General features: G+C 42.9%; 15 protein-coding genes. 13 read left to right on the top strand and 2 right to left on the bottom strand.

Annotation, left to right across the window (positions count from 1 at the left end; genetic code table 11):
* The 3 genes from BFS30_RS17980 to BFS30_RS17990 all read left to right on the top strand — a co-directional run bounded on the left by BFS30_RS17980 (nt 1) and on the right by BFS30_RS17990 (nt 3,344).
* On the top strand, nt 1-1,200 hold the full coding sequence (locus BFS30_RS17980; protein ID WP_069380558.1) for a 4-hydroxy-3-methylbut-2-enyl diphosphate reductase: 1,200 nt from the start codon (nt 1-3) through the stop codon (nt 1,198-1,200).
* 99 nt (nt 1,201-1,299) lie between these two features.
* A complete protein-coding gene (locus BFS30_RS17985; RefSeq protein ID WP_069380559.1) occupies nt 1,300-2,310 on the top strand; it encodes a terpene synthase family protein in 1,011 nt (336 codons plus the stop codon).
* Between the two features lie 38 nt (nt 2,311-2,348).
* On the top strand, nt 2,349-3,344 hold the full coding sequence (locus tag BFS30_RS17990; protein ID WP_069380560.1) for a terpene synthase family protein: 996 nt from the start codon (nt 2,349-2,351) through the stop codon (nt 3,342-3,344).
* 130 nt (nt 3,345-3,474) lie between these two features.
* Here BFS30_RS17990 and BFS30_RS17995 read toward each other — a convergent pair whose 3' ends face one another.
* On the bottom strand, nt 3,475-4,047 hold the full coding sequence (locus BFS30_RS17995; RefSeq protein ID WP_069380561.1) for a sigma-70 family RNA polymerase sigma factor: 573 nt from the start codon (nt 4,045-4,047) through the stop codon (nt 3,475-3,477).
* 127 nt (nt 4,048-4,174) lie between these two features.
* Between BFS30_RS17995 and BFS30_RS18000 the strand changes: the two genes are divergently transcribed.
* The 7 genes from BFS30_RS18000 to BFS30_RS18030 all read left to right on the top strand — a co-directional run bounded on the left by BFS30_RS18000 (nt 4,175) and on the right by BFS30_RS18030 (nt 14,763).
* Complete coding sequence (locus BFS30_RS18000; protein WP_069380562.1) at nt 4,175-5,308, top strand: FecR family protein; 1,134 nt, start codon at nt 4,175-4,177, stop codon at nt 5,306-5,308.
* A gap of 128 nt (nt 5,309-5,436) precedes the next feature.
* Nucleotides 5,437-8,802 (top strand): TonB-dependent receptor, encoded by a 3,366-nt coding sequence (locus BFS30_RS18005; protein ID WP_083252101.1) that lies wholly within the window; start codon nt 5,437-5,439, stop codon nt 8,800-8,802.
* Nucleotides 8,803-8,825: 23 nt separating this feature from the next.
* Nucleotides 8,826-10,688 (top strand): RagB/SusD family nutrient uptake outer membrane protein, encoded by a 1,863-nt coding sequence (locus tag BFS30_RS18010; RefSeq protein WP_069382510.1) that lies wholly within the window; start codon nt 8,826-8,828, stop codon nt 10,686-10,688.
* A 388-nt stretch (nt 10,689-11,076) separates the two neighbouring features.
* Entirely contained in the window at nt 11,077-11,859 is a 783-nt protein-coding gene (locus BFS30_RS18015) for an AraC family transcriptional regulator (RefSeq protein ID WP_069380563.1), read from the top strand.
* A 65-nt stretch (nt 11,860-11,924) separates the two neighbouring features.
* Nucleotides 11,925-12,458, top strand: coding sequence for a dihydrofolate reductase family protein (locus tag BFS30_RS18020; protein WP_069380564.1), 534 nt, complete (start codon nt 11,925-11,927; stop codon nt 12,456-12,458).
* 200 nt (nt 12,459-12,658) lie between these two features.
* Complete coding sequence (locus tag BFS30_RS18025) at nt 12,659-13,111, top strand: SRPBCC family protein (protein ID WP_069380565.1); 453 nt, start codon at nt 12,659-12,661, stop codon at nt 13,109-13,111.
* Between the two features lie 308 nt (nt 13,112-13,419).
* Nucleotides 13,420-14,763, top strand: a complete 1,344-nt coding sequence (locus BFS30_RS18030) for an OmpA family protein (RefSeq protein WP_069380566.1) — start codon at nt 13,420-13,422, stop codon at nt 14,761-14,763.
* 240 nt (nt 14,764-15,003) lie between these two features.
* On the opposite strand, the gene BFS30_RS18035 is transcribed toward BFS30_RS18030, so the two are convergent.
* Nucleotides 15,004-15,294, bottom strand: a complete 291-nt coding sequence (locus tag BFS30_RS18035; RefSeq protein WP_069380567.1) for a putative quinol monooxygenase — start codon at nt 15,292-15,294, stop codon at nt 15,004-15,006.
* A gap of 302 nt (nt 15,295-15,596) precedes the next feature.
* Between BFS30_RS18035 and BFS30_RS18040 the strand changes: the two genes are divergently transcribed.
* The 3 genes from BFS30_RS18040 to BFS30_RS18050 all read left to right on the top strand — a co-directional run bounded on the left by BFS30_RS18040 (nt 15,597) and on the right by BFS30_RS18050 (nt 22,241).
* Complete coding sequence (locus tag BFS30_RS18040; protein WP_069380568.1) at nt 15,597-17,180, top strand: cysteine peptidase family C39 domain-containing protein; 1,584 nt, start codon at nt 15,597-15,599, stop codon at nt 17,178-17,180.
* Nucleotides 17,181-17,294: 114 nt separating this feature from the next.
* Nucleotides 17,295-19,580: a glycosyl hydrolase family 95 catalytic domain-containing protein gene (locus BFS30_RS18045; RefSeq protein ID WP_083252102.1), complete on the top strand. Its 2,286-nt coding sequence runs from the start codon at nt 17,295-17,297 to the stop codon at nt 19,578-19,580.
* Between the two features lie 201 nt (nt 19,581-19,781).
* Complete coding sequence (locus tag BFS30_RS18050) at nt 19,782-22,241, top strand: glycosyl hydrolase family 95 catalytic domain-containing protein (RefSeq protein WP_083252325.1); 2,460 nt, start codon at nt 19,782-19,784, stop codon at nt 22,239-22,241.
* The last annotated feature ends 30 nt before the right edge of the window (nt 22,242-22,271 follow it).

The raw sequence follows: 22,271 nt of genomic DNA on the forward strand, positions 1-22,271 counted from the left end.
GTGAAAGCATTTAATATTCCTGAAATTTATAGAAGCGAATTCATTACGACCATAAAAAAAGGCAGACAGGAGAAGGACCGCTTAAAAAGAGATTTTATGCCATCCATACTTGATTTTGGTAAAGTCAGGATCCATCTCGCCCGTCATTTTGGATTCTGTTTTGGTGTGGAGAATGCCATAGAGATTGCCTATGCGGCTATTAAAGAGAATCCGGGTAAAAAGATCTATTTGTTAAGTGAGATCATTCACAATTCGCATGTCAATATGGCTTTACAGGAGAATGGGGTTCGGTTTATTATGGATACCGCAGGAAATCAGCTTATCCCATGGGATGAAATCAAAAGAGAAGACGTCATCATTATTCCTGCTTTTGGTACCACCCTGGAAATGGAGCGTATTTTAAAGGCAAAAAAAATTCAGCAGATCTATTATAAGAGCAAGTGCCCTTTTGTGGAAAAAGTATGGACCAGGGTTTCCCAGATTGCTAATAACGATTATACCGTCATCGTGCATGGAAAGCCTGATCATGAAGAGACCAGGGCCACATTCTCACACAGTAAAAGCGTAGCACCTTCGGTAATCATCAAAGATCTGCAGGAGGCCATATTACTGGCCGATTTTATTCTTGACAGAAGACCTCCGGATGAGTTTGCAAAGGTCTTCAAGGACAGGTATTCTGAGGGATTTAATGTCATGCAGGATTTAACCCGGATAGGAGTGGTTAATCAGACGACTTTACTGGCCAGCGATACCCAGGAAATAGCCGACTATTTAATGCAAACCATGAGAGAGAAATACGGCATAAATGAGGAGGATACCTCAGCTCATTTCGCAAACATGAAAGATACCCTTTGCTATGCGACAAATGACAATCAAAGTGCAGTGATCAGTATGTTGTCCTTAGATGCAGACCTGGCCATTGTCGTAGGAGGGTATAATAGTTCAAATACCTCCCATCTGGTGGAGTTGTGTGAAGAAAAAGTGCCTACCTACTTTATTTCCTCTAGCGACAGTATGGTCTCTGACGACAAAATTATTCATTGGGACATTCATTACCAAAGGTTAAAGGTTACCTCTTCCTATCTGCCAGACAAAGATGCAGTGGTGATCCACTTAACCAGTGGCGCTTCCTGTCCGGATATTCTGATTGAAAATGTGATCATTAAACTGCTTTCCTTTTACAATTTATCGTTGAATTAATACTCAAAATCAGCCCTATGACGATAATGTGCCCATCAAATAAAGCTGCAATATTAAAAACAAAGCGACAATGAATTTATAAATTAAAAGAAACCTATTATGAATGCACACATGCTTTCCCGATTTCATTACCCTTTCCCCATGCTTAAGAATCCTTCAGCAGATGCGCTGCAGGAAATTACGGACAATGAGTGGATTGATGGGGAGTACCTATGGCTGTACAGGGATGATCCAGATACCAGGCAGAAGTATAAGAAAACCAAAACTGCCCATATCGCCTCTCAATGGTTCCCCACAGCCAGTCCGGAGCGTTTAAAACCCATTTGCAGGTTCATGTTATGGACACTGTATAATGACGATAAATATGAAGAAGGAACCCCGGAGGAAAGCCGGCTTGTTCATCAGCGGTCTGTGGATGTACTCAGAGGGAATCTGACTGCTGAACAAGCCCAGATCCCTTTAGGCGGTTTGCTGGCGTCCCTGAGGAAGGAACTCCTGCAGTTTATTCCGGTCGAATCGTTGCATCGTTTTATTGCTGCACTGGATAAGTACTTTAAGGGCCTGGAGCAGGAACTCATTTACAAATCTAAAAAAGCCTTTCCAACTATAGAGGAATGTATTGCTATCCGCGAGGATTCGCTCTGCCTTTTTCCATTTTTGGAACTGGCAGATGTAGAAACGAAACTACCCTTGCCAGCTGATATTTATGGGCATCCGGTGATACAACGGCTTAAAACCCTGGCCAGTCAAATGATGGTTTATTTTAATGAGGTACAATCTGTGATCAAGGATGAAGCAACCGATAGCATTTATTATAACGTGGTCAAAGTGATTCAGCATAACCGGAACATTTCTTTAGAGGAAGCATGCCTGGAGGATCTTCGCATCCACAATGAAGCGCTGGAAGAGTTTGTTCATCTGCAACAATCTTTACCCGATTTCGGGGAATGGCACGATGCAGTCGTGAACCGGGTTCATTATATCAGTATGACCCTGAGCGGATGGAAGAATGTGTCATCAAAAATGGAACGGTACAATTCGTTGAATGGGTTTCCTTCAGCAGAAAGAGTGAAATCAATAATCGTTCCTCATCAATTCTTTGTAAAATAACTAAGTGAACAGTTAAATTAAACATACCTCTAAAAAAAATGAAACCGGAAGAATATAATTCAAAAGATTACCTGCCACGTGGCCATTATCCCTGGCCAGACCTTATTAACCCGCATGCGGAGCAAATGGGAAAAGATATGGACGGATGGATCGACAATGACTACACTTTCCTGACGGAAAAACAGCGTGAAATATATAAGAAAATGAGGCTGCACATGTGCACTGCGCGTATGTGGCCGGACTTAACCTATGAGCAGAGTATTCCCTGCAACAGGTTCATGCTCCAGTATGTCGCTCTTGATGATCAGGTGGAACATTCATCCCTGGAGGAAATCCAACAGTTAAGGATTCGTTGTGTAGACATTCTCAAAGGGGCCCGGCCTGGACCGGAAGAAAATGCACTCTATCAGCATATGGCCTTGATCAGGGATGAATTCCGCGCTTTGATGCCTGATATATGGGTGGAGCGTTTTATTTATTATTTCTATCAATCCTTCAGATATGGGATTGAATTGGAGTATCCTTATAAAATAGCGCAGCGCCCGCCGTCGCTCACGCTTTTCAAAACCATTCGTGAGTATTCTGTTCTTATGCGCCCATATCTGATCTTAGGTGAAATTGAATCGGGACTTGTCCTGCCGGAACATATTTTTGAGCATATTGTTGTTCAAAAAATGATATCTCATATGACCTTGGTTGTTGCCTGGCAAAATGACATTCATTCCCTGCCAAAAGAAATGGCAAAGGGAACAGAAGTTTTTAACCTGGTCTTTGTATTACAGCAGGAATATAATCTTTCACTGAAGGAGGCCTGCGAGCAGGCATTTCGCATCCATAATGAAGAATTGGCAAAAGCGCTTGCCTTACACGCTGAGTATCGTGAGTTTGGTGAATTTCAGGAGCATGTAGACAAATTCGTCTATTATGCGGGAGTCGGGCTTCAGGGAGTGAATTCTTTTTATCTGGAAACAGAAAGATACCGGCATGGAGGAGTAGGTTTTGCCTGGCCGGAGAATAATGCGGTTGCAGAATAATACACCAAATCAGAACGCTACAAAAAACCTTTAAATGTCACGATTTAGAGGTTTTTTTCGTTTTGTTCCTATTAAAGAAAAGCAAGGGAGAAGATCCGCCTTTTAATTAATATCTGATTATGGAGATCGATTACTTTATTACTCGTTTGCCCTGAATTGCGTAGTGATTTTTCAGGTATTTTACCGACAAAGAGATTTGATTCTCAACCGTCCTTTTTGAAATGGAAAGTTTAACGGCTATTTCGGAATTGCTGAGCTGTCCGAATTTGCTTAGTAAAAAGATCTCTTTACATCGTTCAGGTAAGCCATTAAGTAAACCATTGATGCGGGAGTGGATTTCAGTATTAATCATGTCGGTTTCGCCGGCATTGCGCTCGACGTTATTATTTTCGAACATTTCGTAACTGTTCACGTAAACCAGGTTGTTGTTTTTTCTGGCCTTAAGGACGTTATAAACACGGAAACGAGCGGCTGAAGCAAGGTAGTTTTTAAAGATTAAAATATTAGAAACACCTCTTTTAAGCCAGATATTTAAGAAAATGTCGTTTACAATTTCCAGGCAGGCATCCTGATCATGGAGGTAGAAAAAAGCTTTCTTATAGACTAGCGCCCAATACCTTTCATAAAGCATATCAAATGCCTTCCTGTCGTCCCGTTTAACCGCGGAGAACAGTTCTTCATCTGTGAGCTGCGTTAATGCCATTTTGAGTTAGGTATAGTTTGGTTATTGAAATATAAAAAAAGGTTTTTTTATTCACCTTACCAAAAAAATATTAAAGTTATGTGAGTTGTTGAAGAACTTGTTGTCTATACACATACCAAATATATCCATGACACAAGAAGAATTCGACATACTTTATGAGCGTTGCACCTCGGGGAAAGCGAGCCTGGAAGAACAGAAACTGTTTGAGGAATACAATGATCTGTTTGATTTATCCGATATTCCCTGGACAGCCGAAATGGGTGATTACCAGCTCACCCGGCAGCGGTTCCTAAAAGATCTTGACGAGCGGTTAACCCTAAGCGAGCCTAAAAAACTTAAAAAATGGCATTGGTCTGTTGCGGCCTCCATTGTCATCGCCATCGGTATTGGGTTTATCTTTATTAAATATTTCGACGAGCCTGGAAAGGCTAAGCCAATGGTGGCAGCGGTTGCTATTGAGCCGGGACGAGACAAGGCTACGCTTATTTTATCCGATGGCCATCAGGTATTGTTAAAGGATTCAGGAAAAGACCTGATTTCCGAAAACGCGTATGTGACCATTTCAAAAGACCGTGATAACACGCTGACCTATCAAAGCAATAACGAAGCTGGCGGAGGGGGTAAAGAGCTCTTCAATACACTGATTACCCCGCGTGGGGGGCAGTATGCATTGGTACTTGCTGATGGTACCAGGGTGTGGTTAAATGCGGACAGCAAATTAGTGTTTCCCATCAACTTCAACGGAAAGGAACGCATTGTTCAGCTAACCGGCGAGGCCTATTTTGAAGTGGTGAAAAATAAGTCAAAGCCTTTTAAGGTGGTCACAGATCAAAAAACAGTGGAGGTACTTGGAACCAGCTTTAACGTAAGTGCTTATAGCAATGAATCCTATCAAACCACTTTACTGAGTGGCCTGGTTAAAATGAGATTTGGGGTCGGTTCCGCAATTATGTTAAATCCGGGAAATCAGGCGATGCTGAATTCGAAGCAATCATTTGATGTATCGGCGGTAAATGCCGAAGATGCGATTGCATGGAAAAAAGGAATTTTTCTTTTCAAGAATGAGAACATACAGACTGTAATGCAAAAAATTGCCCGATGGTACGATGTTGAAGTTGAATATAAGGGTGATGTTTACCGGAAAAAGCTCGGTGGCTCAGTATCCAGATACGAGAAACTTGATGAGTTGCTGAAAACCATTGAATTAACCGGAAAAGTTCAATTTAAAATCCAGGGAAGGAGGGTGACTGTTATGCCGTAGGTCGATCTAAATATATGCGGTATGGACCTAAAAAGGCTAGAGGTGTTACAGCACCCCCAACCCTTTGCCCATAAGGCATTTGTTCGTTAAATTATCCATCCTTTCAGAAAATAATAACCAACAACCAAATGTATAACATTTTTACCGAAATGCATCGGCGGAAGCCGCTATGCACTTATTCGAAGCTTTTTTTTACGACGAAAAGTATCATCATCCTGTTGTTTGTCAGTTTTTTGCACACAACTGCGAATGCTCAGCAAAAAATTTCACTGACCATTAAGGACGCTCCTTTAGAGCAGGTATTTACTTTGCTTCGTCAGCAGACAAATTATAACTTTCTCTATGATGCCGATGACCTGAATAACGCGAATAAGGTTAGCCTTTCTGTCCAAGGTGCCTCCTTATCAGAAATTCTAAACAAATGTTTCCAGGACCAGCCTTTAACTTATATCATCAACGATAAAAATACGGTTGTCATCAAAAGGAAGCCGCTCTCTTCCACTCAAAAAACACAGCCTCGAACCGTCGGAGGGAAAGTGACCAATGAAAAGAATCAGCCGATCGCAGGGGTCACCGTAAGCGTAAAAAATGCGCGAACTTCTGTTGTGACAAATAAGAACGGGGCTTATCAGATTGTTTTACCTGGTCAGACCGCCACATTGGTATACTCTATGGTAGGCTACATGCAGGAAGAACGAAAAGTAGATACGGCTAATGTCATCAATGTGATGCTAAACGTAAGTGTGGGCGAATTAGATCAGGTTGTGGTAGTTGGTTTTGGCACACAGCGGCGTGCATCTGTTGTTGGTGCGATCACCACCATCGATCCAAAGGAACTGAAAATAGGCACGAGCCGTTCCATGAGCAATAACCTGGCCGGTCAATTAGCTGGCGTTATTGGTATCCAACGATCCGGAGAGCCTGGATATGACAATTCGAATTTTTGGATCAGGGGAATCAGTACATTTGGTGGGAACAGAAATCCGCTGGTGCTGGTGGATGGGGTTGAACGCTCACTGGACAACATGGACCCTGAAGAGATCGAATCGTTTTCCATCCTTAAGGATGCGGCGGCCAGTGCAGTCTATGGCGTAAGGGGTGCGAATGGCGTGATATTAATCAACACAAAAAGGGGTAAAGTGAGCAAGCCAAATGTTTCATTAAAGTATGAACAGGGCTTCACACAACCCATACAGTTGCCCGATTTTGTGGATGCAGCGACTTATCTGGAGATCATGAACAACATACGGAAAGAAAGGGGTGAAAACGGGCTTTATACCCAGGAGCGCATTGATAATACCCGCAACCGCGTAGACCCGGATCTTTATCCTGATGTAAACTGGCTGGATGCGATATTGAAAGACAAGGCGGCCAATTCCCGCGCAAATATGACTGTTTCCGGAGGCTCCAATATCTTACGGTATTCCCTGGTTTCATCCTATTACGGTGAGCAGGGGCTTATTGAACGGGATCCAAATCAGGCATGGGATTCCTCTTCCAAGCTGCAGCGGTTCAATGTCCGTTCCAATGTAGATATCAATATTACTCCTTCAACGCTTTTCAGGCTCAATATCGGAGGTTATATGCAGGACCGGCAACGTGCACCTCAAAGTGTTGACGATTTATTCCAGCAAGCTTTTACCATTCCGCCGTTTGTTCACCCTACAGTATACTCGTCCGGAGAAATCCCCCGTACCCCTGAAAGAACCAATCCCTGGGCTCTGGCCACACAGCGGGGATATGAGCGGTTTAGTGCGAGCAAGCTTGAATCGTTATTTTCATTAGAGCAGGATCTTGGTTTTGTCATACCAGGGCTGAAGGCCCGGGGACTATTTTCGTTTGACCGGTACTCGAATACTTCCGTTACACGGAGCAAAGATCCCGATTATTACAACCCTGCAACGGGAAGGGATCAGGACGGCAATCTGAAGCTGGTCATCGACAGATACGGGCAGCAATTTCTGGGCTATTCCACGGGATCAGACTGGGGAGACAAAAGCACCTATGTTGAAGGAACATTATTTTACAATAAAGCTATTGGTAATCACAACATCGAATCAATGTTCTTGTACAATATGCGCAATTATGACAACGGTTCCATTTTGCCTTTTCGCAACCAGGGTATTGCCGGCAGGTTTTCCTATAACTACAATAATCGTTATATCGCTGAATTCAATTTCGGTTATAACGGATCGGAGAACTTTGCACGGGGAAAACGTTTTGGCTTCTTTCCTTCTGTTGCCCTGGGCTGGTATTTATCTGAAGAACCTTTCATGGAACGATTTCGGGGCACGTTTTCCAAAATCAAGTTCAGGGGGTCCTACGGTCTGGTGGGTAATGATAACCTGGATGGCAGGCGATTCGCTTATATTACAACCATTGGTGAAACGGGCGGATACCGTTGGGGCATAAATAATGATTTTTCCCGTACCGGACGGCGTGAGGGAGATCTGGGCAATCCGAACCTAACCTGGGAGACAGTCGCTAAATCCAATGTAGGTATAGAACTGGGGCTATGGAATACAATAGAATTGCAAATGGACTTTTTTAAGGAGCTCAGGAGTGACATCTTTATGCAGAGACGTTCGATACCGGGCTCGAGTGGCTTTGTCAGCATTCCATGGGCGAACTACGGTAAGGTAGAGAACCGGGGAATAGACATGTCAGTTAATGTCAATAAACAACTCAGTAAAAATTTCTTCTTATCCGTGAGAGGTACCTTAACTTATGCTGCAAACCGCATTTTAGAGCAGGATGAGCCCAGCGCTATTATAGGCACCAGCAGGTCATCAACGGGCAAACCTATCGGGCAGTTATTTGGATTGGTTGCAGACGGTCTTTTCACAGAAGGAGATTTCGCCAATGTAGGAGGAGGGCAACTGGCTCCTCATGTGCCAAAACATACTTTTGGTCCGGTACGCCCCGGAGATATTAAATACAAGGACTTAAATGGCGACGGTTTGATCAATACCTTGGATCGAAGAGCAATTGGTGGTACCGAAGATCCTCAGTTAATCTATGGTGCCGGGGCCAATCTTCGTTACAAGGCGTTTGAATTCGGTTTCTTTTTCCAGGCAATAGGTAAGACCGATCGCGTGATTGGTGGAGCTAACTTTATTCCAGGAAGCGGTAATGGCTCCCTGGGTAATATTTATGCTAATGTACAAGACCGTTGGACTGTGGATAATCCGAGACAAGATGTGTTTTACCCGCGTCTTTCTGACTACCAAAGCGCAAACAACAATGAAGCCTCTACCTGGTGGCTACGTGATATGAGTCTGATCAGGCTGCGAAACATTGAAGTAGGATATAACCTGCCACAAAATTTAATGAATAGGGTAGGCGTAAGGAACCTACGGTTATTTCTTCGTGGGAATAACCTGCTTACCATTTCAGAGTTCAAGCTATGGGATCCGGAGTTGGGGGTAAACAACGGACTGCGGTATCCGGTGATGAAGTCTGTTTCATTTGGGGTAGAGATCAATTTTAAATAACAATGAACCTAATAACTTCTAAAATGACTAGAATATTCAAATACATGTTCGCAACGTTAGTTGTGGTATCTTTTACTTCATGCAAAAAATATTTGGACAGGATGCCGGATGATCAGCTTACGCTCGAGATGATTTTTAAGGACAAGACAAGAACAGAGGACTGGTTAGCCGGTATTTATACCAATATTCCTGATCCTTATTGGGGGTATACCCGCGATATTGCCTTTGATGCACTGGCCGATGATCTCGCTCCATCTACTGGTTGGGAACAGTTTGGCTGGACGGTGGTGTCTAAGCAAAACGGCAACTGGAACTCTACAAGTGAGTGGACACCCAATTATTGGTCTGAGCTTCCCCGGCGGATTCGGGCAGCACATATATTAATCGAAAATGTGAAGCCAAATCCGGCACAACTCGTAACAGAAGCCGATGTGGCACTGATGCGTTATGAGGCCCGGTTTCTGATCGCTTATTATTACTCTCTGCTTTTGGATGTCTATGGTGCTATACCCTATCATGCGGGACTTTATAGCCCGGATGCATCAGAAAAGGAACTTTTAATCGGGCAGACTCCGTTTGACGAAACGGTAAACTGGATAGATGCTGAACTGAAAGAATTGGCGTCGTTACTCCCACCATCTTATTCAAACACGCAGAAATATGGCCGGGCAACTTCGATCATGTGTTTAGCGGTAAGGGCGCGGTTATTGCTTTTCGCTGCCAGTCCATTGGTCAACGGAAATCCCGACTATGCAGATTTCAAAAATCATGAAGGGGTTGCCTTGTATAATGCCAGTTATGATCCCGGTAAATGGGTTAAAGCGACAAATGCATGTAAAGAGTTGGTGGATGTGGCGGAAGCGAACGGGCATGCACTTTACTATGAACGGAATTCAGATGGAAGTATTGACCCCTTTCTCTCTTATCAGAATATGATGTTTAAAAGACGTCAGGATGGCAATAACGAAATCCTTTTTGCCCGGCCGGACTGTAATTTTTCTGAGTACGACAAGCATGCGCAACCCCGTGGAACTGGTGGCAATGGCGGCTTGGGAATCACACAGTCGTTGGTGGATGCCTTCTTTATGGAAAACGGATTGCCGATAGACGATCCCAATTCCGGTTACGTGGAAAAAGGATTTTCAACGGCTCCCGAAATAAGGAACACAAAATGGGAAGAAGTGCGGGGTGGCGGTAAGGTCACTTTGGAAAATACCTATAATATGTACACGCATCGGGAACCCCGGTTTTACATTTCCGTATTGTATAATGAGGCATGGCATCGCAGGGAAAACCGGCGGACACAGTTTTACTTCGGTGCTATGGACGGCGGGCCGACGCATGACGCACCACAAAATGGATACCTTGTCAGAAAAAAGGTTCATCCGGATTATGACCCCCGCAATAACATCAATCCCTATCGTCCAGGTATCCTTTATCGGCTTGGAGAAGCTTATCTGAACTATGCAGAAGCCTTGAACGAGACTGAACCCGGCAACCCGAATATCCTGAAATACCTTAACTTAATCCGTGAACGGGCCGGTATCCCTCAATTCGGTGGCGGGAATGGTTCTTTGCCTGTGCCGGGATCGCAGGATGCGATGCGTAAGGCAATTCGCAGGGAACGAAGGGTCGAGTTGAACACAGAAGGTATCAGATACCGGGACATTCGAAGGTGGAAAATTGGAGAAGAGGTGTTAAACGGTAATTTCTATGGAATGAACTTTACAGGGGCCGAAAACAATGATAATGAAAGTAATCCCAAAGCGTTCTTCAAACGAAGTGTTTACCAACGACGGGTGTTTACAAAGAAAAACTATTGGTTCCCTATACCGCAAGGTGAAATCGATAAAAACCCAAATCTTGTGCAGAACAAGGGATTTTAATAGCAGTTATTAAGGACATTCAGCCAATACTTCAGGCTGGGGCAGGTTTCTGCTGCCAGCCTGTAAAATTTGATCAGATACCGATATGATGAGCCGCAACGCGCTGATGATAAAGTGTTTGTTTTGCTTAAAAAGATGTTCAATGAAAAAGTATTTTAGTTATCTGTTACTGTTTGCAGCGTTTTTCACGCTTCATGCGAAAGCACAACACAAAACGGAAATTATAGGTCAGGTATGGCCAATAGAAAAAGTTAATGGCTAAGAGGTTTTTCTTTTTCCAGAAAGCCGAGGGCTGAAGCAGCGAGTGTAAAACAACATACTGGTTTACTTGAATAAGGATTAATATAAAAATTCGGCAATTTATTGATATCAGTTATCTTTACAAGACATGCGCCTGCAATTGTATGATATTATTCCAATTTTACAGCCCTACATAAAATTGATATGTACTATGGACTGTGAGGAAGATGCGGACACGCATCATATTCGTGTGTTGCCGGATACTTGTGTGGAACTGTTTTTGAACTACACCAGTAAACCTGTGGCGATGATCGACAACGAATTCCATAATCGAAGTATCATTACTTCCCGTATGAGCCGTCCTATGGATGTTCAGATGCGTAAGGGTGCAGGCTGTCTTGCCGTTTGTTTTTATCCGGGGATGGCCAGTCAGTTCTTTCGTGTTTCAATGCAGGTGTTAACGGACACTACTGTAGCCCTCTCTGATGTATGGTCTGGAATGGCAGCAGAGTTAGAGGATCAGCTAGCCAGCTTATGCACCAATGAAGCTCGTGTAGAAACCGTGCAAAAATATCTGGTGCAACAATTGGCTTCCGATAAGCATGATTTACAGGTAGCCTTTTGTATGAAACAAGCGCGGCTTTCGGGCGGTTCAATTGCTGTGGGTAAGCTCAGTGCTGAAATTGGGATGAGTCAGCGTCAGCTTTCCAGGAGGTTTCAGGAAAATATAGGCTTGTCGCCCAAAGCGTATTTGCGTGTCTTCAGGTTCGTGCAGTCACTGCAGCATCTGAAAAAATACCCGCTTATTTCACTTACTGAGGTTGCCTATCAAAGCGGCTACTATGACCAGGCACATTTTATCCATGATTATAGGGTGTACACCGGACATTCTCCCTCTGAGGTTTTAGACGCACAGCACATTTTATTCTAATGTCCGTTTTATACAATTCCGGATCAAAGGGTTTATGAAATTTTGCAGGATAAAACATTAACAACATGCGAAAACTAATATTAGGACTGGCCGTAACATTAGACGGATACATTGAAGGTCCGAACGGCGAATATGACTGGTGCTTTACCGATCAGGATTATGGACTGAATGAATTCTTTGCCCGCATTGATGCCATCTTTATAGGGCGAAAAAGCTATGAAATCGCGCAGCAATATGCCGATGGTAATAATGGAGAAATGGTACCTGGCATGCCTGCAGTTACGGAGTATGTATTTTCGAAGACATTAAAATCTTTAAAAGAAGGTGCGGTACTGATATCAGGTGACAGTATTGCTGAAGCACGTAGGATAAAAGAACAACCGGGCAAGGACATTTGGCTGTATGGAGGGGCTTTGCTTACCGCTGCCCTGATGAAAGAAGGACTTGTAGATGAACTGTGGCTTTCGGTGCATCCAATATTACTGGGTAGTGGTAAACTACTGTTTCAGGAGCAAAGTAATCGTACCCAACTTACACTCCTGGATAGTAAAACCTATGAAACAGGTCTGGTTTCACTCCGTTACGGCATTAAAAATTGATGACGAAAAACGTTTCTCCCGGAATTTATACAGGAAGGTCTGGAAGCCTGTCGCAAAATTGCCTGTAAATTGTCGCATTATCCCCCTTTTAATATCTGTTTTTACCAGGATCTTTATTAAAACAATGGTGGAGCAGCTACCACAGACAAAAACGGGCGAGCCGAAAAGCCAAACGAGTAGGAATACAAAAAAATGATGTTATGTCAGACAATAAAGTTTCATTACACAGAGTTATTAAGGCCTCTCCTGAAAAGGTATATCGTGCCTTCACCGAATCTACGGCGATCGCTTCATGGTTGCCGCCTTATGGCTTTCTTTGTACCGTACACGAGATGAACGTTCAGGTTGGTGGTACTTTTAGAATGTCGTTTCACAATTTTACTACTGGAAATGGCCATTCATTTGGCGGAGAATATTTAGAGGTTAAGCCAAATGAATTTCTTAAATACACCGACAAATTTGATGATCCTAACCTGCCGGGTATAATGACTACTTCTGTTTGGATTCAAAAAACATCAGTAGGCACGGAATTAAAAGTACTGCAGGAAGGAATACCTGCTGTGATACCAGCGGAAATGTGTTATCTGGGTTGGCAGGAATCGCTGGAAAAACTCATTAAACTGGTTGAACCTGAAATACCGGATGCCGGATAAATTGTTGATAAAGTATTCTCTTTCACTGGTAACCTAACCGTGAAACGTGATTAAACCGCCTCTAAATATCATTATTTAGAGGCGGTTTTGTTGGGCATCTCTCTCTAATACTGGCCCGGAAAACGGTCGTTATCCCTGAAAAAATGATCTTTCCTTGTTAATGTATTTTAACTTGCTGATTTTCAGTCGTAAGTGCTTAAGTTTGTAATAGTGTAGACCTATTGTAATCCGATAGGTCGAATTGAAATTAAAGGCGAGGGTGTATAGTATTTGTTTGAATTAAGATTTCTAACCTAAAAACTATAAACATGAATTTAATTGAAATGCTAAAGAATGAGGTCAGCGGCAGCGTTGTCTCCTCTTTAAGCCAGAAAGCTGGCGTAACTGAAGAACAGGTGCAAGCCGGTTTTTCTGCAGGTATTCCCGCTGTTCTGGCCGGAATCTTAAAAAACGGAGTAGGAGGAGATTCAGGATTTTTGGGCAAAATGCTCTCTAATATTACCAATTCAGGAGGAGAAAGTAAACCGGAAGATTTGTTAAACAGCGATAATGATTCTTTGTTGGAGAAAGGTAAATCAATGTTGGGTGGTTTATTTGGACAGGATACTGATGCTTTAACGAATGCAGTTTCCTCATCAGGTGGATTGAGCACTGATAAATCCGCAGGCTTGCTGGCAATGATTGTTCCGTTAATTACCGGATTTGTATCTAAAATCATGAGCAGTAAAGGCTGGAGCCTGACCGACTTATTGGGTAAGATTTTTGAAAATAAAGCAGATATTACCGCCGCACTTCCTCAGGGCTTAGGCGATTCGCTCGGCTTAGCGGGGATCAATATGCCAAATGTGAATATTCCGAATGTAGAGGTGCCGAAAGTGGAAGTGCCCAGGGTCGAAGTACCACGGGTTCCTCCTGTAAATTATGCTTCTGGAAATGACGTTAAATCCGGAGGTAGCTTCTTGAAATGGTTAATCCCATTACTGATCATCATTATAGGAGTATGGTGGATCTTAGGCAGATCGGGTTGCAAAGACACGACCATGAGTAGCGCAGTTGATTCTTTATCGGCTAATGTAGATTCTGCAGGCAACCAACTTGACTCTGCTGCTGATGCGATAAAAGATGGAGCAACAACCGCAAAAGGTGCCATTGCAGGTAAACTGAATGAAGCTGGTGATTTTATCAGAGATCTGGGTGCTAATATCAATAAGAAACTAGCCGATGGCACGGTAATTAATATTGGAGATAATTCTGTAGAAAACCGCTTGATCTCATTCATTGAAGACAAAGATAAACCGGTTGATAAAACCACCTGGTTTACTTTTGACAGGTTGTATTTTGAAACCGGAAAAAGTACCTTAAAAGCTGAATCGCAGGAGCAGTTAAAAAATATAACCGCCATTTTAAAAGCTTATCCGAATGTAAAGCTCAAAATGGGAGGATATACTGATAATACCGGTGATGCAGCTGTGAACAAGAAAATATCTACCGAGCGGGCAAACGCCGCAGTAGAAGCACTGGTAAAACTAGGCGTTGATGCCAAACGCCTGGAAGCGGAAGGTTATGGTCCTGAACATCCGATTGCCAGTAATGATACCCCTGAAGGAAGGGCCCAAAACAGACGGATTGATATTCGTGTCACTCAAAAATAAACACTGATTAAATGTAAATGAAAACGCTCGGCCACAGAACGGTTGGGCATTTTCATTTAGTTCGGGAGCAATAAAAGATCATATCTTGTAGAAAACCGGGGTTAAAGAATATAAAATAAGACTTCAGGAAGAATATCCCCAACAGCCTGTTTTTTATCCGTTTAAACGAATCATCATGTCGGGGATATTCTAGATGCGAATCCTCCTTATCAAGGTGTTTTTCTATGCCTCAGCTAAGAATCAGCTGATCTTATCTGTGTGATAAATGGTGACCGGCCCATCTATAATGCTTACTGAATCTGCGATAAAACGGGCAATATGAGGTTGAGAATTATGTAGGTTCCATCCCTCCTGACTTTCCCAGATCTCCTGAAAAATAAATACGTTTCTGTTTGCCTGATCCTGATGAAGGTCATATTGCAGGCAGGCATTTTCCTTCCTGGAGTCCACAACGAGCTGTTGCAGCAGGTTTTTCATAGACTCAGCGCTTCCTTCTTTACTTTTTACAATAGCAGTTAAATATATGTTCATTTCTGTATGTGGTTAATAATATCAGACAAAAATAGTCCGATTTATGATAGGATGATCATCATATAAATCATGCCTGCTTATTATAATTCTGATGCCGGTGAAAAAGACAATTTTTTTATAAAACAATATTGATTTTTTTGTAAAATAATAAGTACAGTGAAAATGTTCAGTATAATAGGAAAAATATATTGCAAATGTGAATGTGTTTTTTGTAGATTAGTTTAACGGGATTATTTTTAATGTTTGTAAAGTAAATTTATTAAGCTGCAAATGTTCTTTTTTGTAAATCAACTGTTCTCTATATGATAAATCCATTGCAATCCAGGCTCGAGAATTCTGAAGCCGTAGTTTTATCTCTTATAAAAGAGCTTCGTATTGACGTAAGCAAACCTACCGTACAGTATCAATTAAATGAGCATCCGGAATACCCTAGTTTATTGGCGATTAGTGATTCTTTAAATGGCTGGAGAATACCGCACGAAACCTATAGGATAGACAAAGGGGAGTATGCTGTTGAGGACCTTTCATTTCCTTTAATTGCTCATTTAGGAGATGGAGGAGGCAGATTTATATTGATCCATAACATTACAAACGGAAAAGTCACTTATACCAACGAGACAGAGAAAAAGGCAGTCATGGAGGAAACAGAGTTTCTGAAAAAATGGGATGGAATTCTCTTATATGCCGAAAAGACGGAGCATAGCGGAGAAGAAAATTACAGAATGGAACAACTCAAAGGATGGTTCGATCAGGCGCGCGTTCCATTGTTGGTTCTCTTACTCCTGGTTTGTGTTGCTGCGGTGGTTAATGATACTGCATTGAGTATGGCCTATGGCGCCTTGTTGGCCGTAAAACTGTTAGGAGTTGCCGTCAGTGTATTGCTGTTAGTGTACAGTATTGACGGAAACAATCCTTTCATACAAAACCTCTGTAGCCTGGGCAAAGAGAATAACTGTAATGCGATCCTGAAGTCAGATGCCGCTAAAGTAACCAGTTGGTTAAGCTGGAGCGAAGTGGGCTTGTTTTATTTTGCGGGATCATTGCTCTGTCTACTGGTCAACCCACAATCCGTTGCGCTGCTGGCCTGGTTATGTCTTGCTGCTTTACCTTACACTTTTTACTCCATCGGCTACCAGATAAAGATTAAAAACTGGTGTGTACTGTGCTGTACCATACAGGGATTGCTCTGGCTGGAAGCATTTGCTTTCCTGATGAATTCTTCTTTTACATTGGATATTCCCCTTTCAGTTCTTCCCACTGTGATGGTTTGTTTTTTACTTCCTATTGCGATCTGGGCTTTCCTGAAACCCTTCCTGACTAAAGCCGGACAAACAAAACACTTGAAACAGCAGTTGAAAGGATTTAAATACAACAGCGATTTGTTCCATAAACTGCTTACCGGACAACCTCGTTATGCTGTTCCGGAGGAATTAAAAGCCATCAATTTAGGGAACCCTCAGGCACAAACGGTCATTACGATGGTCACCAACCCATTCTGCGGGCCATGTGCGGCTACCCATAAAATGCTGGATGAATGGCTGACGACGAGGGAAGACCTGCAATTAAAAATCTTGTTCACTACGGCAAACCATGAAGAAGATGCCCGCACCAAAGTGGCCAGACATGTAACCGCATTGAGCTTGTCTAAAGACGGTAAATACGTAGGAGAAGCTTTAAATGGTTGGTATAAACAAAGCAATAAAGATTATGATACCTGGGCTACTCAATACCCTGTTCATGTGAATGAGGAAATGAGCCTGGTTACGGAAAGGCAAAAGGCCTGGTGTGAGATGGCAGAGATTACTTTTACCCCAACGATCCTGGTGAACGGTTATAAACTGATGGAACCTTATCGTCTGGAAGATATTCAGTTCATGGATATTTAGGAATTTTAGTATAACATTAAGGAATTTTGGCATATTGGCGAAATTTCGGGTAAATCTGATTAGATTTAAATTAAGAGAATCATCCAGGGGAATAACCATCTTAATTTTAATCTTATGAAACAGATTTACGCTGGTTTTATCTTTTTGCTATGCAGCCTCAGCTTAGCTGCTCAGGTGAATCATCCTGGGATCAATTGGGCAGAATATATGAAGCGCCAAACCTTGCGATGGGATTCCATCGGTACCAGTTATTATACGGGTATATTATTGGGAAATGGCTTACTGGGGACCAATATTTATCAGGAAGATGACCGTACAATCCGCTTTGATATTGGACGGACGGATGTAACCGATCAAAGAGAGCATCAGGGAACAGGACTATCAGAACCGCTGATCTCCCGGCCAAGGTTACCAATCGGAAGAATGGTACTGAAAACAGCAGGAGTAATTACAGGGGCTAAAATGAACCTGGATATTTACAATGCCAGGGCAGAGGGAACGATTTATACCACTAAAGGAGCTGTTGAATTCAGCTCGTTTGTCCCGGCAAATACCAATGTGATCTACATTAAGGCAAAGGGAACTCAGCAGGAAAAGAACGTCAGCTGGCAGTTTGTCGCCGAGCAAAGCAAGAGCCCTAGAATGAACCAGAACAATTCCGGAAATCCCGATACCTATCCGGAAAATCCTGCCTCAACACTTCAAAAATCAGGGACATTTACGGTTTGTCATCAATTGTTGTTAAATGGTGGGGGATATGCGACAGCCTGGACAGCTAAAAAAGGAAGCAATGAGAGTACCATGCTCATCTCTGTAGGGTATGATGGAGACGGAAAATCAGATGAAATAAAAGAAGCAACAACTGCCATCAATACTTTTATTACCGCTAAGATGCCGGTCGTGTGGGCAGCACATCAAAAATGGTGGAATCAGTTTTATCAGAAGAGTTTCCTGTCGCTTCCGGATCAGCGGATGGAAAGTTTTTATTGGATCCAGCTGTATAAACTGGCTTCCGCAACAAGAGCGAACAAACCTATGGTTGACCTGATGGGCCCCTGGTTCAGCAGTAAAACACCATGGCCCGGAATCTGGTGGAACTTAAATACCCAGTTAACCTACTCACCTGTTTTTACGGCCAATCATATGGAATTGGCTAAATCGCTGTTTAATACCCTGAATAAGAACCTGCAGAATCTGATTAATAACGTTCCTGAGGAATGGCGTAAGGATGCGGCTGCAATCGGACGCATCAGTGGCTATGATCTGGTTGCACCCCTGAGGGAAGCGGAAAAGGACAATGGGCAATTTGAATTGGGGAACCTGACCTGGACCTTGTTCTATTATTATCAATATTATGCTTACACCAAAGACAAGGAGGAATTAACCAGATACATTTACCCATTACTGAAAAGATCGGTGAATCACCTGATGTATCATTTGAAAAAAGATGAGGCAGGAGTTCTTCATCTGCCTTCTTCTTTTTCTCCGGAATATAAATATGCAGAAGATGCGAATTATGCATTATCCAGTTTGCGTTGGGGATTGGAAACGTTAATTGCGCTGGATAAAAATGAAAATCTAAACGATGCCGACCGGGGAAAATGGGAATCTACTTTAGAAAAGCTGGTACCTTATCCAGTAGATGATACTGGTTTTATGATCGGTAAGGATGTTCCCCTGAGCAGCTCACACCGCCATTACTCACACCTGATGATGATCTATCCTTATCGCCTGATCAATGCCGATCAGGTGGATAAAAGGGAGCTCATTGAAAAGTCAATGAACCACTGGATTTCATTGAAAGGAGCATTACAGGGATATACTTTTACCGGTGCTGCCGCGATCAATGCCATGTTGGGGAAAGGAAATGAATCCTACGATTTATTAAATCAGCTTTTTGATAATTTCATCAAACCAAATACCCTGTACCAGGAATCCGGTCCGGTGATTGAAACCCCGCTTGCTGCAGCAACTTCTATCCAGGAAATGTTATTACAGAGCTATGGCGGAAAAGCAAGGGTCTTTCCTGCAATTCCGGATCAATGGAAAAATGTATCATTTGATAAACTTCGGGCAGAGGGTGGTTTTCTGGTCTCCTCAAACCGGGAAAATGGAGAGACTTCGTTTATCAGGGTTTTTAGCACCAAAGGAGATACCTGCCGGATTCAGACAGATATGAAAGTAAGTATGGTCAGTTCCGATAAAAGAAAAGAACTGGCCTTTACGGTGTATGAGAATGAAGGAAAAATGAACCTTAGCTTTTCAACGCTTCCGGGAGAAACGATTTTACTGGCCGCCGGATATGATACCAGTAAATTTAATATCCTGCCTGTAAAAGCAACGATCAGGGAAAACTGGAGCTGGGGACTGAAAGCCAGGACTGCTGCTAAAATAAAATAACGAATCCCCTGGCTTATAGTTATTCCGTTTTCAGAGCATAAATGCTTGTTAAAATAAATGAAAAATAATTGCAATTAAATTCAAATAGGAATAGATTAATGAACTAAAAGCCAAAATCACTTAATAATTTGACAGAAAGATAGATTTTCTGTTCGCTAATTGTGCCGTTCTTTGGGTAACACACCTGAAACCAAACCAGATATGAAGTTTTACCAGAACTTTCTTTTAGCTACAATTGGCCATACTTTTCTATTCGCAATCAGCGGAACCAGCTATGCGCAATCTTCCGATATTCAAATCTATTTTAAAAAACCTGCAGCGTCTTTTCACGAGGCCTTACCCTTAGGAAACGGACGTTTGGGCGCATTAATTACTGGAAATCCCAATAAAGATAAAATCACCCTCAATGAGATCTCTTTATGGTCCGGAGGGCCACAGGATGCTGACAATGAAAATGCCCATAGCTCCCTTAAACCCATTCAGGACTATTTGTTGAAAGGACAAAATAAAGAAGCCCAGCAACTGCTGCAAAAACAGTTTGTAGCGAAAGGCCCTGGTTCCGGTTTCGGGAATGGTAAGGAGGTCTCTTTTGGATGTTACCAGACAATGGGAGACCTCTTGATTTCCTGGAAGGATACCACTGCTGCTTATTCTGACTACCACCGGACTTTAAACCTGGAAAAGGCAATTGCAAAAACAACCTGGAAGCGAAATGGGGTAACCTATACTCAGGAAGCCCTGATCAGTATTCCGGAAAATATCATGATGATCAGAATTACGGCCTCAGAAAAGGGAAAGATCAGCTTTTCGACCAGCATGAACCGGAACGAAAATGCCGCATTTAAAGTGCAGGATCAGGGACTGATCATGACCGGGCAACTGCCCAATGGTAAAGAAGCTGGATTGCGTTTCGCCGCAGGCTTAAAAGTACAGACCAAAGGAGGAAAGAAGTCCTGGAAAGGGAAGGAACTGGAAGTACTCAATGCCGATGAATGTATCCTGCTCTGGACGGCTGCTACCGATTACAACCTCCAGGATTATAGTAAACGGGGAGCGGATCCGGAGGTGGTTGTAAAAAACAACCTGCTGCGTGCAGAGAAATTAAATCCTTTGCAACTGAAAAAAGCACACATCAATACCTTTGGTAGTTTTTTTAACAGAAACAGATTTTACCTGAAAGGTGCTCCTGCAGAAGTTGCTGCCTTAAGTACTCCTGAACGTTTGATCCGTTATGAAAAACAATTGCCTGATCCTCAGTTTCCAGCTCTGTATTATAATTTCGGGCGTTATTTGTTGATTTCTTCTTCTCAGAAGGGAAGCATGCCGGCAAACTTGCAAGGACTCTGGGCAGAAGAATACCAGACCCCCTGGAATGGGGATTACCACCTGGACATTAACATTCAGATGAACTATTGGCTGGCAGAACCTACCGGATTGGGAGATCTGGCAGATCCTTTACATCGCTTTATTGCAGGCCTGGTGAAACCCGGAATGAAAACGGCTAAAGCCTATTACAACGCTCCGGGATGGGTGGCACATGTGATTTCTAACCCATGGGGTTATACCTCTCCGGGAGAAGGAGCAGAGTGGGGATCTACTTTAACCGGTGGTGCATGGTTATGTGAGCACATCTGGGAGCATTATAAGTTTACCAACGACAAAGCATTTCTGGAGAAATATTACCCTGTTCTGAAAGAAGCTGCTAATTTTCTGTCGGCAATTCTGATCGAAGAGCCGGAGCATAAATGGCTCGTCACCGCTCCTTCAAATTCTCCGGAAAACACGTATATCATGCCGGATGGTTTTAAAGGACAAACGGCAATGGGCCCGACCATGGACATGCAGATTTGCAGAGAAATCTTTGGTTACACTATTGAAGCATCAAAAATCTTAAATAAAGATAGCGAATGGGCGGAAAAACTGACCGGCATCAGAAAACGTCTGGCACCGAACCAGATTGGTGCGGCAGGAGACATCAACGAATGGCTGAACGATTGGAAGGATGCAGAGCCTCAACACCGCCATACTTCTCATTTGTATGGTTTACATCCATATGAAGAAATTACCCCATGGGATAGTCCTGAAATGGCAAATGCCGCACGGGAAACATTGAAACAAAGGGGAGACGGGGGCACCGGATGGTCAAAAGCATGGAAAATCAATTTCTGGGCCAGATTGGGGGATGGGGATCATGCGCTGAAATTATTTCAGCAATTGGTAACGCCGGTAGATCCACTTAGAAAACTGAATATGCATTCTGGCGGAACTTATCCAAACCTCTTCTGTGCGCATCCACCATTCCAGATCGATGGTAATTTTGGAGGAACTGCAGGCATCGCAGAAATGCTGATGCAGAGTCACGGAAAGGATAATGTGATCCGTCTGCTGCCTGCATTACCTTCAAATGCCGATTGGAAGGATGGAGAAGTGAAAGGAATGAGAGCAAGAAACGCATTTGTGGTAGATTTTGAATGGCAAAACAGCCAATTGAAGAAAGGGAGCATCCTGGCTTTAAATGGGGGAGCCTGCAAAGTGGCCTTACCGGAAAATACTTTGCTGAAAGATCCTCAGGGAAAGGTGCTTGCCCGTACAACCGATAAAGCTGAGGTCATCGGTTTTAATGCGGCAAAAGGTGTATCCTATCATTTTGAGCATCTTTAATCATTAATCAGCACCTGGTCATTATCTTTA

Source organism: Pedobacter steynii, from assembly GCF_001721645.1.
Lineage (GTDB): Bacteria > Bacteroidota > Bacteroidia > Sphingobacteriales > Sphingobacteriaceae > Pedobacter > Pedobacter steynii_A.